This is a genomic window from Colwellia sp. MB02u-10 (assembly GCF_014077185.1).
Lineage (GTDB): Bacteria > Pseudomonadota > Gammaproteobacteria > Enterobacterales > Alteromonadaceae > Cognaticolwellia.
On sequence record NZ_JACGVK010000072.1, the window covers coordinates 46,037 to 61,667 of the forward strand.

Genomic DNA, 15,631 nt, shown 5'->3' on the forward strand with positions numbered 1-15,631 from the left:
TATTGTTATAACACTAGTAGACAATTGATAAAGGAATTAGCTATGGAAAAGTATCAAAAAATACTCGCGATTGTTGACCCAACAACAGAAGAACAAAAAGCGGTAAACCGGGCGATAGAATTAGCGCGTAAAACAGGCGCTAGCATTACCGCATTTTTGACCATCTATGATTTTTCTTATGAAATGACCACCATGCTGTCAAGTGATGAGCGTGAAGCCATGCGCCAATCAGTTATTAATGATCGCACTCAATGGCTAGAGTCTTTACTCGCTGACCTTGATTTAAGCGGAATTTCTATCGATTGTCGAGTTATATGGCATAACCGTCCCTTTGAGCAAATTATTGCTCAAGTACTCGATAATGGCTATGACATTGTTATTAAAGGTACTCATCAACACGACAAATTCAAATCTGTCATATTTACTCCTACCGATTGGCATATTCTGCGTAAATGTCCTTGCCCTGTTTTACTCGTGAAAGAGCATTTATGGCCTGATAACGGTAATATTCTTGCCGCGTTAAACATTGGTAGTGAAGAGGAAGAACATAAAGCGCTTAATAACAAAATCACAGCAGAAGCTAAACAGCTAACCCAAGTCATGAAAGCTAATTTACACCTAGTTAACTCATTCCCGGGTACGCCAGTTAATATTGCCATAGAAATCCCAGAGTTTAATGCCAGTGATTATAATCGCTCGATGTTAAAACATCATCAAAAAGCGATGTTAGCACATGCAACTGCCTTTAATATTGCGCCAGAAAACACCCATATTAAAGAGGGTTTACCGGAAGATATCATTCAAAGCATAGCCGCTGAATTAGATGCGGAATTAGTCATTCTTGGTACTATTGGCCGTACCGGTTTATCGGCAGCGCTAATTGGTAATACCGCAGAGCATGTTATTGATAGGCTTAATTGTGATGTATTAGCATTAAAACCCGATGGTTACATTTCACCACTTGATGTTGATTAATAACCGCTAACATCACTCACATAAAGTTGAATTGGGTCATTAAACGCCTAGTTCAACTTTTCTTGTTTAATGACTTAAACTAGCTTATGCCTTGATATCTATTATACCAATTTCATTAATTAGGTGGTCTACTCTATACGCAGGAAAAATGGCCAAATATAAGGCATTTATTTAATAACTAGTTGTTCTAATTATTAAATAAATAACGCAGTAGTTGGTTATTTTAACCAGTAAAAATAACCAAATAATTAGTGAGATTGGTATTAGGGGTTTATAAAGAAATCTGATGCAAAATCGACCTTTTCTTCAAGCAAAAGCGCACTATGACTGAAGTTTTAACGGCCTTTAGCTAAAATATTTGACGATAATGTCCCCAAAGTAAATAATGCCAAACAGTTACCTGTGATAGCATTATAATAAGAGAATAGTTAATTTAGAGGTTATTATTTTTACTGATAAAAAACTGAGGAAACACTACTTTTTCAAAGCAATTCAAGCGCAAATTTTTAACTGGCCTAACATTTGATTTTATTTATAAATCCATTTTTATACATAAATTAGGAATAGCACATTTGGATAGCGCTTATTTATTATCGCTTATTTATTATATAGCGCGAAGTAATGTTGATTATGGCGGATCATGTCAGTTAATTCCAAAACATAATCTATGCCACGCTCAGAATAACGCATTAATCCTGTTGCAAGAATTTCTGGTGCTAGCGGCTGGTTTTGATCGCGTAATTGGCCTCTAATCGATCTAAATACCGTATAAGCACCGTTAGTATTAATATTGTGCAAATAACGTGCGATACCTAAACTAATAGAGCTATAAGCGGCGACTTCATGCTTAGCACCGGTATTACGACTACCTGGCACCATGCCGCAACCTTTCCTATAACACCAGACGCCAAAAAAGTTTAAACCTATTCGAGCAAAGCGAGAGGTTCCCCAAGCAGATTCATTGGCCGCTTGCACTAAAACAAGGGCTAGTGGAATAATGTCAATTTTAAGCTGTAATTCATATAATTGTCGTAATAGAGAAAACTTTTCACTGACTTTATATTTTTTGCTCAAACTGCTTACTAAAGTGTATTCTTCCGCACTAAAGGGCTGTTCTAAGGTTAACTGTGCAATTAAGCGTGCCACTTCAGCACGCAAAATCAGTATTTTTTTATTTTCAGCCTGTACTGCGGGTTTAATAAAAGCAAAAAAACGACGTTTTTTCTCTTTTACATCACGAATTTTAGCGAAGTCTGGTAAAATGACTTTGTGTAACGGTTGCTCAACTACTTTAATGACCTTCTTAACCGTTTTCGGTATTACCGGCACCGGCTCTTCAGTCGGTGTACTTTGAGGCAAAGGTAAGAAGGTAAATGGTGCGATTAACCCCACACTCAGCAAAACTAAAAAAATAAACCCTAAAAAGTTTTGCTTATTAAATATCGTCAAGCTAATAGCTCCTTATACAATGATCTTTAATCTCATATATTGAAAAAATACGGTAAATCAGGCTGAAAAAGTGTCATTTATTGTCTTGGTTTGATCAGCGGCTATTTCCATCTGTAAACCAAATATTTCTCGGTATAAAATTCCCTTTACGTTATAAAACAACGGCACTATATAAGCTAAACAAAATAAGAAAAATGCGATAGCGATAAAGCTAAGTTCAGATTCACCCGCCATTACAACAGGTAAAGCTGATATCAGTACAGCTAAAGCCAGTATCAGATAAATGGCGAAAATTTTAAACCATTGAAAACGGGTAGCTTGAATGCTTATTGAAATGGCTTTTATAGGCGACATTTTTTTTTCTACCACCAAAGGCAATGCGAGTGACAAGGCTACCGCCAAAAATATACCAGGCAAGTAAAATAATGTTAAACCTATGGTAACCAAGGTTGAGGTTAATAAGGCACTAACAGCAACCCAGCTGCCTCGCTTTAAAAAACCAAAAACCAATTTTGCTCGGGTTTTTAAGCCAACTGAATGGAAAATACCCATCATTTCAACACCAACGATAAAAGGATAAACCACTAAAGTGACGATAATATTAAGTAGAGTGGCTGATCTTTGATCTTGAATGGCCACTTCAATACCACCCAACTGACTGCTCACTAACAATGAAACCAACATGCCAATCATCAAACAAGTAAACAGCCCTAAATTAATCGCCATGCGCGATTTTAAGGTTATTTGCCAGCCTTCTTTCAATATAGTTGCTACATCAAGGTGATATTCACCTTTTACAGCCTCTTCGACACTACCACCAACGTTTTCAACAGGAAGTTTTTCCACAAAAATATTACCTAATGAGTAAGCGTATCACTGACGCTTTTCTTAATTGCCACCAGTATATCGTAATTAACCACTGCCTGTGAATAAGCAGAGAAAAGTTATTAACATTCAGCCTAGTCAGTTTACCAAGGTTATAGGGTAAGCCAGTTAACTTCACGGCATAAATACCAATTTACAGGAGGTAATGATAGATTAAACTGACATACTGATAACAGAGCTTAACGTTATAAAAGGCTAATAATTGTTTTTAATATTCATCAACAAGGTTTTAAAATAGTAAGCGCCTTTCTTCTTGGCTACAGCGATATTATTATCTGGGATGGTCTCAGGATTTTTATAGACACTAAGTACTTTTGCCATGCTGTGTTCACGAATTAAATGTAAGGTAGGATAGGGAGAACGATTGGTAAAATTGCCCGCATCGTCATAATCAGCCTCAGCAAAGCAATATTCAGGGTGAAAGGTAGCCACTTGGAATATGCCTTCAAAACTATAATCAACAATAATGTCATTGGCATAATCAACCAAGTCTAAAAAGCGATTAAAGTCTCTAAAACCTTGATTATAGATTAATAAACTCGTTTCTATTTCAGGATTGTTATGTAAGTAGTGACATTGCGATAAAAATTCAACTAGCGCTGACTTTAGCTGTTCTTTATCGCTAGTAAAATAATGAATAGTTTGATTAACAAACTCTTTTTTTGCGAATGGACAAAAATTGAGCCCAATAATTACTTGCTCTAGCCATTGTTTGGTTTGGTCAACTTCATCTCTTGTGCTCATAACAACTTACTCAATATTCTACTTATTTACATATGGGTGTTGGCTTACTGGTATTGGCTACTGGTATTGACTTACTAACCTGCTATTACTGGTGCTCAGCAACCGCTAGGTTATTAGCTGTTATCACTTTGTTGCAGTTGCCACATTTTGTGGTAATAGCCTTTTTTAACCAATAAACCTTGATGTGTACCCTGCTCAACAATCTCACCTTGTTGCATAACAATAATATTATCCGCGTCCACTATCGTGGATAGTCGATGGGCGATCACCAAACTAGTTCTATGTTCGGCAACTTCTTTAATGGCGCTGAGTATTGCTTGTTCTGATTGACTATCAAGTGAGGAAGTTGCTTCGTCAAACACCAAAATACGAGGGTTTTTCAAGATAGTACGGGCAATAGCAACACGTTGTTTTTCACCGCCTGAGAGTTTTAAGCCGCGCTCTCCTACCATAGATTTTGCGCCATCGGGTAATCTGCTAACAAAGTCAGATAAATGTGCTAGCTTAAAAGCCTTATTAACCATTTCTTCATTGGCTTCAGGTGCACCATAATTAACATTGGCAAAAAGTGTATCGTTAAATAACACGGTATCTTGCGGCACAATACCAATATTTTTTCTCAGCGAGTGCTGAGTTACTTGACGTATATTTTGCCCATCAATGGTTATTTTACCACTGTCACAATCGTAAAACCTAAACAGTAACTTAACTAAGGTAGATTTGCCTGAGCCACTTTCACCAACTACCGCCACTTTTTGTCCTGACTTGATAGTAAATGATATATTTTTGATGATGGGTCGCTTTATATCATAGGCAAACGATACATCTGTAAATTTAATTTCTGCATCAGATAGGGCCAAAGTGTCCGCATCGTCATTGTCTTCTACTTTGGGTTTCTTTAGCATCAAGTCAAACATATGCTCAATGTTGGCCAATGAGCCTCTAATTTCGCGATAAACAAAACCTAGAAAGTTTAGCGGGATAAAAAGCTGCATCATGAAAGCGTTAATCAGCACAAAATCACCTAAGGTCATTTTTCCATAAGTAACTTCGTATGCTGCTAATGCCAACATAGCGGTCATCGAAAAAGAGATAATAAGGGCTTGGCCACCGTTTAAGGCAAATAAAGATAAGCGATTCTTCATTTTCGCCTGTTCCCAAGTCGCTAATTGGCTGTCGTATGCTTTTGCTTCAAAATCTTCATTGGTAAAGTATTTTACCGTTTCATAATTAAGTAAACTGTCGATAGCACGGGTGTTACTTGATGAGTCTGCCTTGTTGGCTTCGCGTATAAAACGTGTGCGCCAATCTGTCGCATAAACAGAATACACCACATAGAACACAATAGAAGATAGGGTAATTAGCGCAAACCAAATGCCATAATTGAAGAACAAAATACCCACTACCATGATAATTTCAATTAAGGTGGGGATAATGTTAAAAACCATAAAGCGCATTAAAAAATTAATACCCGAGGTACCACGGTCAATATCACGCGATAACCCACCGGTTTGGCGATTTAAATGAAAGTCTAAATCTAGCTTATGTAGGTGCTGAAAAACCTTTAAGCCAATTCTGCGGATCGCCCGTTCAGTTACTCTGCCGAATAAAGTATCGCGAATTTCTGCAAATATAACCGTGGTTAGTCTGACCAAGCCATAAGCACCGACTAGTGCAAAGGGGACTAAATAAACTCGGTTTTCTTCTTGGTTATCTAAAATATCAACAATATCTTTAAGAATAAAAGGTAAATAAACACTGGCAACTTTTGTTAGCACTAAGCAGGCTAAGGCTAAAAAGATACGTGCTTTAAATTCAAATAAATAAGGCAGTAAAAGTTTAACAACACGCCAATTAAAGGTGGTGACTTCATGATCGGGTTGATGAGAGGATCTGCGCATAATCGCTAGTAATTTCCAATTGAATTTCAGTCAAAAGCAACTGTTTTGATGGTCAGTATATTAACATCGATTCTGTATGAATATCTGAAAAACCTGACTTTTGAATTAACATTATATTGCCGATGAACTTTGTCAGAAGTTGTGCTAACGTGAGGCTATTCTACTAACAAGGTAACTAGCCATTATGTTTGCCTTAATTAACAATGTTATTGATCGTTGTTTTTTCACGCTTACTTTTATATTAGGCGTGCAACTGCCTGAGTTTATGCAGCAATATCAACAGCGACTCGCTGGCCAATTAACTGAAGCTAGCTCGCAATTAAGCCAATTTGAGAACATCGCTCAGCAACACTTTGATGGCAGTCTAATCACCATGATTACACGTTACAAAGACAATACTGAAGCATCTATTATCAGCACAGGTGAGCTAATTGAGCGTTTGTCTGTTCGTGTTGAATACCTAGACAGTCATTTAACGCAAATTACCCAAGCAGATTATCTCCATAGCGTTTATCAATTCATTTGGCATTTAGATCAAGAAATTGCTCGTGGTACTGCTGAGCATTTTTCCATGGCTATTCCACTTGAGTTAAATGCTATTGCTACTGGTGCATCGCTGGCAATTGGTGCATTATTATTGAAAGAGTTAATGCTACTCACTATTAAACGTACTTTTAAAAGCAAGAAAACTACGATTATTTGAAGCCATATTTAAAAGAAGCGCTATTTTTTTCACAATAAAAAAGGTTGCCGAGGCAACCTTTTTTATACGATTTTTTATACGATGCTAATGCAAAGCTGACTTGCTAACTTATTCGCCGTTACCGTTTTCAACACGACTTTTAAGTTTTTGACCTGGGCGGAACGTCACCACTTTACGTGCTAAAATTGGAATATCTTCACCCGTTTTAGGGTTACGTCCAGGACGTTCACTTTTCACTCTAAGGTCAAAGTTCCCAAAACCAGACAATTTGACTTGCTCGCCTGCTTCGAGTGTTTCACGAACTTCTTCGAAAAACACTTCAACCATATCTTTTGCGTCGCGCTTACTCAGCCCAACTTTTTCAAATAAATGTTCTGCTACTTCTGCTTTTGTTAGCGCCATTATTCAATCCCTCAGAGATGCATTTAGTTCAGTTTTCAAGGTGTCAACCACACGGTTAACCACGTCAGTGATATCCTTTTCTTCTAAGGTTTTATTATTGTCTTGCAATATCATTGCTATTGCTAAGCTCTTAAAACCAGAGTCAATACCATTACCTCGGTATACATCGAACAAGTTTAGATCAACTAAATAATTTCCGCCAACCTTTTCAATAAGTTGTAGTACTTTATTTGCACTAACTTGCTCTTCAATCACTACAGAAATATCACGTCTATTGGCCGGAAAGCGAGATATGTCGCGCGATTGCGGTATATTCTGTGTACAAATTTCAGACAATAAAAGTTCAAAAACTAATGTCCGACCATTAAGGCCTAATTTTCGTTCTAATTCAGGATGTAAGGCTCCTACATATCCAACCAGCACACCATTCTTGTGAATAGCGGCAGTTTGTCCTGGGTGTAAAGCGTCTACTTCAGCCTTTGAAAATACAAATGCACTTTCGTCGCTCGTTAAACCAAGCAAGGCTTCAACGTCAGATTTAATATCATAAAAATCTGTTGCTGCTTTTTCAATATCCCAATGTTCTTCGCTGCGTTGACCACTCAGTACACCGGCAATCATATTTTCTTGGCGTACACCATTTTCAACACTTTCATCCGGAATGAAACGTAAACCTGTTTCAAATAAACGCACGCGGTTCTGTTGACGATTTTGATTATAGACAACTGATTGCAATAATCCTGTCCATAAACTCACCCGCATTTCTGACATTTCAGATGAAATAGGATGTGGTAATATCATAGTAGCCTGACCAGGATGAAGCTGCGCTTGTACTTTTGGATCAACAAAACTATAAGTAATCGCTTCTTGGTAGCCACGGTTAACTAAAACATGACGTAGTTTGCTTAAAGGTAGCTTGGCTTCTTTTTGCTCGCGCATTGCTAAGGTTGCTTTTGGCAAAACATTGGGAATATTGTTGTAACCAAAAATGCGGGCTACTTCTTCAATTAAGTCAACTTCAATGCTGATATCAAAACGATATGCCGGTACAACAACCGTCCAAACTTTATCTTGCTCTGTACCTTTTTCTGCGACAGTAAAGCCTAGGCGCGTTAATATTTCGCTAACCTTGGTATCATCAATGTGATGACCAATACGACTATCAAGTTTTGTCCGACGAAGTATGACTGTTCGCTCGGCAGGAATATGTTCTTTAGATGCCGCTTCAACGATTGGCCCTGCTTCACCACCAACAATATCAAGTAAAAGCTTAGTCGCACGTTCCATAGCATCGCGCTGTAGTTCAGGGTCAATACCACGTTCATAACGATGTGACGCGTCAGTATGTAAACCATATTGACGGGCTTTACCTAAAATAGCTAAAGGGGCAAAGAAGGCACTTTCTAGAAAAATGTCTGTTGATTCACTCGTAACACCTGAAGCTAAACCACCAAAAATACCCGCCATAGCGAGTGCTTTTTCTTGGTCTGCAATGACGAGTGTTTGTGGTGATAGGCTAACTTCATTACCATCTAATAGGGTTAACTTCTCGCCTTCATTGGCGTAACGTACGTCTATACCACCCTCGATGGCTGATAAGTCAAAAGCATGCATCGGATGGCCTTGCTCTAGTAAAACGTAGTTAGTTACGTCAACCACAGGGTCAATTGCACGTGTGCCACAACGACGAAGCTTTTCCACCATCCATAAAGGCGTTTGGGCCTTAATGTTAATATTTTTAATAACTCGCCCTAAATAGCGCGGACAAGCTTTTTCAGCTGATAAGGTAATTGCAACGCTATCGTCAATGGTTGACTTAACGGCTGTAATGTTTGGCTCAGTAACGCTTAAGCTATTTAATACGCCTACTTCGCGTGCAAGACCTTTTAAGCCAAGACAATCACCACGGTTCGCGGTTAGGTCAACATCTATGCTTACATCGTTAAGATCAAGGTATTCGCGCACGCACATACCAATCGGTGCATCACTTGCTAGCTCCATAATGCCGTCAGCACTTTCAGATAAACCTATTTCTGACTCACTACACAACATACCATTTGATGCTACGCCACGCAGTTTTGCTTTTTTAATTTTAAAGTTACCCGGTAAAACAGCACCAACGGTGGCAACGGCAACTTTTAAGCCTAAACGACAGTTTTTGGCACCACAAACAATATCAGCGAGCTCGCCATTATTGTAATCAGGCCCTAAATTAATTTTTGTTACTTGCAGTTTATCAGCATCAGGATGCGGGCCACATTCAACCACTTCACCAATTAACACACCACTAAACTCACCTGCAACAGCCTCTACGGCGTCAACTTCAAGGCCAGCCATGGTAATTTGATGTGCTAATTCATCTGAAGATATAGCAGGATTTACCCACTCACGTAACCAAGATTCACTAAATTTCATTATATGGCTTTCCTACTTGAACTGTTTTAAGAAGCGAAGATCATTTTCAAAGAATGAACGTAAGTCATTTACGCCGTAACGTAACATGGTTAAACGTTCAACCCCCATACCAAAGGCAAAACCGGTATAAACTTCAGGATCAATGCCAACACTGCGCAGTACATTTGGATGCACCATGCCACAGCCTAATACTTCTAGCCATTTGCCATTTTTACCCATGATATCTACTTCTGCAGAAGGCTCAGTAAAAGGAAAATATGACGGGCGAAAGCGAATTTCTACTTCTTCTTCAAAAAAGTGATGTAAAAAGTCATGTAAAACACCTTTTAAATGCGTAAAACTGACATCTTTATCAACCATTAACCCTTCTACTTGATGAAACATAGGTGTATGGGTTTGGTCATAATCATTACGATAAACTTTACCGGGTGAGATAATTCGCAATGGCGGTTGTTCTTTTTCCATGGTGCGAATTTGCACGCCAGAGGTCTGAGTACGCAAGACTAACTTAGGGTTAAAATAGAAAGTATCGTGGTCTTGGCGAGCAGGATGATGCTCTGGAATATTTAAGGCATCGAAGTTATGAAAGTCGTCTTCAACTTCTGGTCCTTGCTTTACTGAAAAGCCTAAATCACCAAAGAAACTCTCAATACGTTCGATTGTGCGAGTAACTGGGTGTAAACCGCCTAACTCATCACCACGACCTGGCAATGTTACGTCAATAGATTCCGCAGCAAGTTGTTGCTTAATAACTTCTGCACGTAGTAATTCACCACGTTCAGTTAACAACTTTTGCACTTGCTGTTTAGCGATGTTAATCACTTGACCCGCTTTGGGCTTCTCTTCTTTTGACAACTTACTTAGGCCTTTCATTTGTTCAGTGAACAAACCTTTCTTTCCTAAGAAGTTAACGCGAACTTGGTCAAGTTCTACAGGATCAGTCGCCGCAGCAATGGCTTGTTCTGCCTGCAATATAATATCGTCTAAATTCATGAGTTCCTCTAAAGCGTTTTTAAAGCACCGATAGTTTTTAAATGCAAAAATATCGGGCATTAACATCGGCCTAATATTGGCCTTTAGCTAGACTTTTTCGATTAATAAAATGATGGATAATTTTACACAAAAAATCATCGATAAAGTAGGGTAAATCTACGTTTTTCAAGAAAAAAAGTGCTATTTAACTTTTACTTTTATAAAAGTAACTGATTTTAACCATAATGGCGTTTGGAATTAAAGATAAACAAGGTGGAGATATTAGGAAAAGGCTTGTTACAGCCTTTTCCTATGACAGATTAAATAGTTAGTGCTTAAAGGTTATAACCCACTTCGTCATGCTCAGTTATATCTAACCCGGTGATTTCTTGCTCTTTCGACACACGTAATCCCTTGGTCATTAACGCCACTAGTTTAAATAATAGGTAAGAGACAATCGCGGTATAAATAATAGTCGCACCAATACCAATCAGCTGCACGGTTACCTGTCCTATCATGGTACTAATACCTTCAGCGTAACCAAAACCACTAAAGGCTCCTAGCTCAGTTGAGGCAAAAATACCGGCAAGTAACGTACCTAAAATACCGCCAATACCATGCACAGGAAAGACATCTAATGAGTCATCAATTTTCAGTTTATGTTTAATGTAAACCGTAGAATAAAAGCAAACAACACCCGCTGAAACACCAATAATTAACGCTCCGCCTGGTCCAACAAAACCTGATGCGGGTGTAATCGTACCTAAGCCTGCAACCATACCGGTTACGGCGCCAAGTACACTGGCTTTACCAAACTTTTTCCATTCGATAGCAGCCCAAGTAAGTGCCCCTGCTGAAGCAGACAAATGCGTGACTAACATGGCCATTGCAGCATCACCATTCGCCGCTAGAGCACTACCACCATTAAAACCAAACCAACCCACCCACAACATACCAGCGCCTGTCACTGTCATTGTTAGGTTATGCGGCAACATCGGCGTTTTTGGGAAACCGTGACGAGGACCTAACACTAACGCCGCTACAAGTGCGGCAACACCAGCAGTAATATGAACAACAATACCACCGGCAAAATCGTAAACGCCCATTTGTGCAAGCCAGCCACCACCCCAAACCCAATGAGTAACCGGTGCATAAACCACTAACAACCATAACCCTGAAAACAGCAATACCGCAGAAAACTTCATTCTTTCAGCGTAAGCACCAATAATTAGCGCTGGAGTAATCACCGCAAAGGTCATTTGAAACAGCATAAATAGGCTTTCAGGAATATCCCCTGCCAGGGTTTCTTTGGTCATGCCAACCATCAGCACTTTACTAAAGTCGCCAATCCATGCATTACCTTCGCCAAAGGCTAAACTGTAACCGACAATAAACCATAAAATGGATGAAACGCCAGCAATGGCAAAACATTGCATCAAAATTGACAGAATATTTTTTCGACGCACTAGGCCGCCATAAAACAAAGCTAGGCCCGGTAAGGTCATCAATAATACCAGTGCTGTGGCTGTTAATATCCACGCAGTATTGGCACCATTAAGGCTTGCTTCTTCAGCAAAGCTTGGTAGAGAAAAAGTTAAAGCGAAAAGTGCGATAATTATTTTATTCATTTTTACATCCACTATTTAAATCATTTTAGGCTTTAGACTGAACAGCCAATTTTATTTTTATTGCTCGATAAGGCTTGATTAAATAGCGTCATCATCTACTTCACCGGTACGAATACGGGTAATATTCTCAATATTGGTGACAAATATTTTGCCGTCTCCTATTTTTCCCGTTTGAGCAGAGCTAACAATAGTGTCAACAACCCGTTCAACAAAGTCATCCTTAACCGCAATTTCAAATTTTATTTTAGGGAGGAAGTCGACTGAATACTCTGCGCCACGATAAAGTTCGGTATGGCCTTTTTGACGGCCAAAGCCCTTCACTTCTGTCACTGTCATACCCTCGATGCCAATTTCACTTAACGCTTCGCGGACATCATCCATTTTGAAGGGTTTAATAATTGCTGTTACTAATTTCATTCGATCACCTTTAGTGCATTCACGGTCAATTTAAGTTTGAATCTTATTATTTCAATAACACTAAGCACCATTTGTACCCAAAATAAAAAATACTTTAAATACATAAGATTAGACTATATAAGCAAGGTAATTAAAATTAAAGCGCACCAGAACAGTGCAATAAAGAAAGATAAAGGAGCAATTTTGGTGCAAGCGCTTATCTTTGCATCAAAAACGAACAATTGAATATAGGTGGCGATTAAATGTGATTTAAAGACGAACGCTTTCACCTTGACATTGGCAAAGGCGAAAAATATAACTACTAATTATCGCTATTTTGCACATCAATGTGCAGATGCCATGAAGCTATGCTTTTAAAAAAAGTTAAGTGATTAGCCTAATACCGGAGCTATTACCAAGATGGCTAGGGACAGTAATGTGATCGCAGCATACCGCTCGTCCTGAGCATAAAAAAGCCCCGCTATTGCGAGGCTATGTAAAGCTAAAGCGAACGTTAGTCAATTAGTTGATATTCGTCGCGTAAAATATCGATAATTTCTTGTTTAGGATTGGTCGATAACACTATTTTTTTATTGGTTATTTTTTCAGCAATCGCGATATAGGTTGCTGAAACTGCAATTAATACCTCTGCGGGTAACTCATTGTCACGGGCAAGTGCTTCACGTTCAGTCATGCGGTCTTTATTTAGAAGAATATCAGGGTCTGGGAAGTGCTTAAGTAATAATTGACGAAAGCCCTCTTTAGAGTTTTCCACAATTTTACCGGCGCGATACTGCTCGCCGTCCCAAATACGTGATGAATCAGGTGTGCCTACTTCATCCATATAAATAAGCTTGTCATGGCCGTTACGGTCTTTAACATAGCCAAACTCAAATTTGGTATCGACAAATATTTGATCAAGTTTTGCTAACGCGGCTGAAATAACATCAAAACCTTCGGTTAATAACTTTTCATACAGAGCAATATCGCCTACTGACTTAAAGTTAAAGTCGGCGAAATTATCTTCAATATTTTGTCGAGTGATATTGACATCATCTACTGCAGGCACACCAGGTATGCCTTGTAAAACACCTTTAGTTGATGGTGTTTGCAGCAATTGCGGCAACTTACTGTCTTTTTCAAGGCCATCGGTTAGTGCTATACCACAGAATTCACGCTCGCCTTTAGCATACGAACGCCACATTGAACCGGTAATATATTGTCGACATATGGCTTCAATCATTACAGGTTTAGCTTTTTGCACAATCCAAACAAACGGGTGCGGTATGTCAAGAATGTGGCTATCAGCTAGCCCTTGCTCTTTAAATAACTTAAACCAATGATTAGAAATGGCATTTAATGCTGCGCCTTTACCAGGAACGCCTTTCATACCACCTTCGCCGTGCCAAATACAATCAAAGGCTGAGATGCGATCACTGATCACCATAATCGCTAATGGGGTATCATGTGCAACATCATAATTTTTTTCTTGAATTAAGCGACGACTGTCGATTTCAGTTAACCAATAAACAGAACGAACTTTACCACTATGAACGGCAACATCAGTGCGAATAGGTAAATCATTATTTACCGCTAAAATTTGATCAGCAAGACACATAATAAGACCTTTACTTCCTATAATTGAACATGAACTTTTAATTAAACAAACTTATATCAATTGAGCGAGTTTATTACTTAGTTTGATATTGTAGTTAACTCGCTTAATTTGCTTAATTAACGATTCAACTTTCTTGACTTTTTAGTCAATTTTTTAAGAGTTAAAAAAAGAAAAGGACGCCTATGGCGTCCTTTTCTCAGAGCTATTATCTCAAACTATGCTAAAGAAGCTTGCGCTTTTTCAACTAAGAATGTGAAAGCTGCTTTGTCGTATACTGCAATGTCAGCTAGGATCTTACGATCGATTTCAATAGAAGCCTTTTTAAGACCATTAATGAAACGGCTGTAAGATAAACCATTTTGACGAGCTGCTGCGTTAATACGAGCAATCCAAAGTTGACGGAATTGACGCTTACGTTGACGACGGTCACGGTATGCGTATTGACCAGCTTTAGTTACAGCTTGGTAAGCAACACGATATACGCGACTACGAGCACCGTAGTAACCTTTAGCTTGCTTTAGAACCTTCTTGTGACGTGCACGTGCTTGTACACCACGTTTTACTCTTGCCATTTTCTATTTCTCCTATTAACCGTGACGTAAAAGTTTTTTAACTGACTTAATGTCAGCTGCCGAAATCATGCATTTCGCACGAAGATGACGTTTAACTTTAGTACGGCGTTTAGTCAAAATATGACGAAGACCGGCTTGTTTAAATTTATAGCCTGTGGCTGTCTGTTTAAAGCGCTTTGCAGCACCTTTATTGGTTTTCATTTTAGGCATGTTAATAACTCCGCATTGTTATGCCAAATATAAAGTAAACTAGGCGAGAGTTTCTCAGTGCTAAGCGGTTAAGCTAAGATGTTGAACTCTACTTGTAGGCCTTGTTTACCAGCTTAAAGATAATAGCGGTGAGCTCAATATTTCGAAAAAGATTGAGCTACTTGCAAACCGGGTATTATCTATTTTTTAGGGGCTAGGACCATCACCATTTGACGCCCTTCCGCTCTACGAGGGAAAAACTCAACTACAGTCAATTCTTCTAAATCTTTTTTAACACGAGATAAAATTTCAAGACCAAGTTCTTGGTGGGCCATTTCACGGCCACGGAAACGTAATGTTACCTTGACCTTGTCGCCGCCTTCTAAAAAGCGTTTCAGGTTGCGTAGCTTTACCTGATAATCGCCTTCATCTGTACCAGGTCGGAATTTAATTTCCTTGACCTGTATTTGTTTCTGGTTTTTACGTTGCTCTTTCTGCTCTTTAGCCTTCTCATAGATAAACTTACCGTAATCCATAACTCGACAAACAGGAGGTTTTGCTGTTGGGCTGATTTCTACAAGATCTACACCTGCGTCCTCCGCTTGGTCCATAGCTTCATCGAATGAAACTATGCCACCTGGTTCGCCGTCATATTTAATTAAACGAACTTCATTGCCTAGAATACCTGTGATTAACTCATTTAAACGATGAGCCGGCTCTTTTTGCCCGCCACGTTGTCCACCTTTAATAGCCATGTTCCTCCAAAGAACGTTGTTACCAAG

15 protein-coding genes are annotated in these 15,631 nt (G+C 38.9%); 2 read left to right on the forward strand and 13 right to left on the reverse strand.

Annotated features, from left to right (window positions below; genetic code table 11):
• The first annotated feature begins 42 nt into the window (after positions 1 to 42).
• Positions 43 to 975 carry a universal stress protein UspE gene (gene uspE / locus H4J59_RS02090; RefSeq protein ID WP_182136321.1) on the forward strand — a complete coding sequence of 311 codons (933 nt, stop codon included), beginning with the start codon at positions 43 to 45 and terminating at the stop codon, positions 973 to 975.
• Positions 976 to 1,572: 597 nt separating this feature from the next.
• On the opposite strand, the gene H4J59_RS02095 is transcribed toward uspE, so the two are convergent.
• From H4J59_RS02095 to H4J59_RS02110, 4 genes are all read right to left on the reverse strand, one after another.
• On the reverse strand, positions 1,573 to 2,424 hold the full coding sequence (locus H4J59_RS02095; RefSeq protein ID WP_259369354.1) for a glucosaminidase domain-containing protein: 852 nt from the start codon (positions 2,422 to 2,424) through the stop codon (positions 1,573 to 1,575).
• Between the two features lie 57 nt (positions 2,425 to 2,481).
• Positions 2,482 to 3,270: a hypothetical protein gene (locus H4J59_RS02100; protein ID WP_182236426.1), complete on the reverse strand. Its 789-nt coding sequence runs from the start codon at positions 3,268 to 3,270 to the stop codon at positions 2,482 to 2,484.
• Between the two features lie 234 nt (positions 3,271 to 3,504).
• Positions 3,505 to 4,053 (reverse strand): DUF1415 domain-containing protein, encoded by a 549-nt coding sequence (locus H4J59_RS02105; RefSeq protein WP_182236428.1) that lies wholly within the window; start codon positions 4,051 to 4,053, stop codon positions 3,505 to 3,507.
• 113 nt (positions 4,054 to 4,166) lie between these two features.
• On the reverse strand, positions 4,167 to 5,954 hold the full coding sequence (locus H4J59_RS02110) for an ABC transporter ATP-binding protein/permease (RefSeq protein WP_182185191.1): 1,788 nt from the start codon (positions 5,952 to 5,954) through the stop codon (positions 4,167 to 4,169).
• Positions 5,955 to 6,138: 184 nt separating this feature from the next.
• Here H4J59_RS02110 and H4J59_RS02115 point away from each other — a divergent pair, with 184 nt between their 5' ends.
• Positions 6,139 to 6,657, forward strand: coding sequence for a DUF2937 family protein (locus tag H4J59_RS02115; protein WP_182236430.1), 519 nt, complete (start codon positions 6,139 to 6,141; stop codon positions 6,655 to 6,657).
• 108 nt (positions 6,658 to 6,765) lie between these two features.
• On the opposite strand, the gene H4J59_RS02120 is transcribed toward H4J59_RS02115, so the two are convergent.
• The 9 genes from H4J59_RS02120 to infC all read right to left on the reverse strand — a co-directional run bounded on the left by H4J59_RS02120 (position 6,766) and on the right by infC (position 15,604).
• Entirely contained in the window at positions 6,766 to 7,059 is a 294-nt protein-coding gene (locus tag H4J59_RS02120) for an integration host factor subunit alpha (protein WP_182136316.1), read from the reverse strand.
• Between the two features lie 3 nt (positions 7,060 to 7,062).
• The gene (gene pheT, locus H4J59_RS02125; RefSeq protein ID WP_182236432.1) at positions 7,063 to 9,474 is read right to left on the reverse strand and encodes a phenylalanine--tRNA ligase subunit beta; all 2,412 of its coding nucleotides are present in this window, start codon (positions 9,472 to 9,474) and stop codon (positions 7,063 to 7,065) included.
• A 12-nt stretch (positions 9,475 to 9,486) separates the two neighbouring features.
• On the reverse strand, positions 9,487 to 10,467 hold the full coding sequence (pheS, locus tag H4J59_RS02130; RefSeq protein ID WP_182236434.1) for a phenylalanine--tRNA ligase subunit alpha: 981 nt from the start codon (positions 10,465 to 10,467) through the stop codon (positions 9,487 to 9,489).
• Positions 10,468 to 10,781: 314 nt separating this feature from the next.
• Entirely contained in the window at positions 10,782 to 12,074 is a 1,293-nt protein-coding gene (locus H4J59_RS02135) for an ammonium transporter (RefSeq protein ID WP_182236436.1), read from the reverse strand.
• Positions 12,075 to 12,152: 78 nt separating this feature from the next.
• Positions 12,153 to 12,491, reverse strand: a complete 339-nt coding sequence (gene glnK, locus H4J59_RS02140; protein WP_182236438.1) for a P-II family nitrogen regulator — start codon at positions 12,489 to 12,491, stop codon at positions 12,153 to 12,155.
• A 493-nt stretch (positions 12,492 to 12,984) separates the two neighbouring features.
• Positions 12,985 to 14,088 (reverse strand): phosphoribosylaminoimidazolesuccinocarboxamide synthase, encoded by a 1,104-nt coding sequence (locus tag H4J59_RS02145; RefSeq protein ID WP_182236440.1) that lies wholly within the window; start codon positions 14,086 to 14,088, stop codon positions 12,985 to 12,987.
• Positions 14,089 to 14,303: 215 nt separating this feature from the next.
• Complete coding sequence (gene rplT / locus H4J59_RS02150) at positions 14,304 to 14,660, reverse strand: 50S ribosomal protein L20 (protein WP_182130971.1); 357 nt, start codon at positions 14,658 to 14,660, stop codon at positions 14,304 to 14,306.
• Between the two features lie 15 nt (positions 14,661 to 14,675).
• Positions 14,676 to 14,870, reverse strand: coding sequence for a 50S ribosomal protein L35 (rpmI, locus tag H4J59_RS02155; protein WP_146878580.1), 195 nt, complete (start codon positions 14,868 to 14,870; stop codon positions 14,676 to 14,678).
• A 179-nt stretch (positions 14,871 to 15,049) separates the two neighbouring features.
• On the reverse strand, positions 15,050 to 15,604 hold the full coding sequence (infC, locus tag H4J59_RS02160) for a translation initiation factor IF-3 (protein ID WP_146878579.1): 555 nt from the start codon (positions 15,602 to 15,604) through the stop codon (positions 15,050 to 15,052).
• Positions 15,605 to 15,631 lie beyond the last annotated feature (27 nt).

Bases quoted from the DNA above. Each gene is read 5' to 3' on its own strand.
- uspE (WP_182136321.1), top strand. From the start codon at position 43: ATGGAAAAGTATCAAAAAATACTCGCGATTGTTGACCCAACAACAGAA.
- H4J59_RS02105 (WP_182236428.1), bottom strand. From the start codon at position 4,053: ATGAGCACAAGAGATGAAGTTGACCAAACCAAACAATGGCTAGAGCAA.
- H4J59_RS02110 (WP_182185191.1), bottom strand. From the start codon at position 5,954: ATGCGCAGATCCTCTCATCAACCCGATCATGAAGTCACCACCTTTAAT.
- H4J59_RS02115 (WP_182236430.1), top strand. From the start codon at position 6,139: ATGTTTGCCTTAATTAACAATGTTATTGATCGTTGTTTTTTCACGCTT.
- H4J59_RS02120 (WP_182136316.1), bottom strand. From the start codon at position 7,059: ATGGCGCTAACAAAAGCAGAAGTAGCAGAACATTTATTTGAAAAAGTT.
- pheT (WP_182236432.1), bottom strand. From the start codon at position 9,474: ATGAAATTTAGTGAATCTTGGTTACGTGAGTGGGTAAATCCTGCTATA.
- pheS (WP_182236434.1), bottom strand. From the start codon at position 10,467: ATGAATTTAGACGATATTATATTGCAGGCAGAACAAGCCATTGCTGCG.
- H4J59_RS02135 (WP_182236436.1), bottom strand. From the start codon at position 12,074: ATGAATAAAATAATTATCGCACTTTTCGCTTTAACTTTTTCTCTACCA.
- glnK (WP_182236438.1), bottom strand. From the start codon at position 12,491: ATGAAATTAGTAACAGCAATTATTAAACCCTTCAAAATGGATGATGTC.
- H4J59_RS02145 (WP_182236440.1), bottom strand. From the start codon at position 14,088: ATGTGTCTTGCTGATCAAATTTTAGCGGTAAATAATGATTTACCTATT.
- rplT (WP_182130971.1), bottom strand. From the start codon at position 14,660: ATGGCAAGAGTAAAACGTGGTGTACAAGCACGTGCACGTCACAAGAAG.
- rpmI (WP_146878580.1), bottom strand. From the start codon at position 14,870: ATGCCTAAAATGAAAACCAATAAAGGTGCTGCAAAGCGCTTTAAACAG.
- infC (WP_146878579.1), bottom strand. From the start codon at position 15,604: ATGGCTATTAAAGGTGGACAACGTGGCGGGCAAAAAGAGCCGGCTCAT.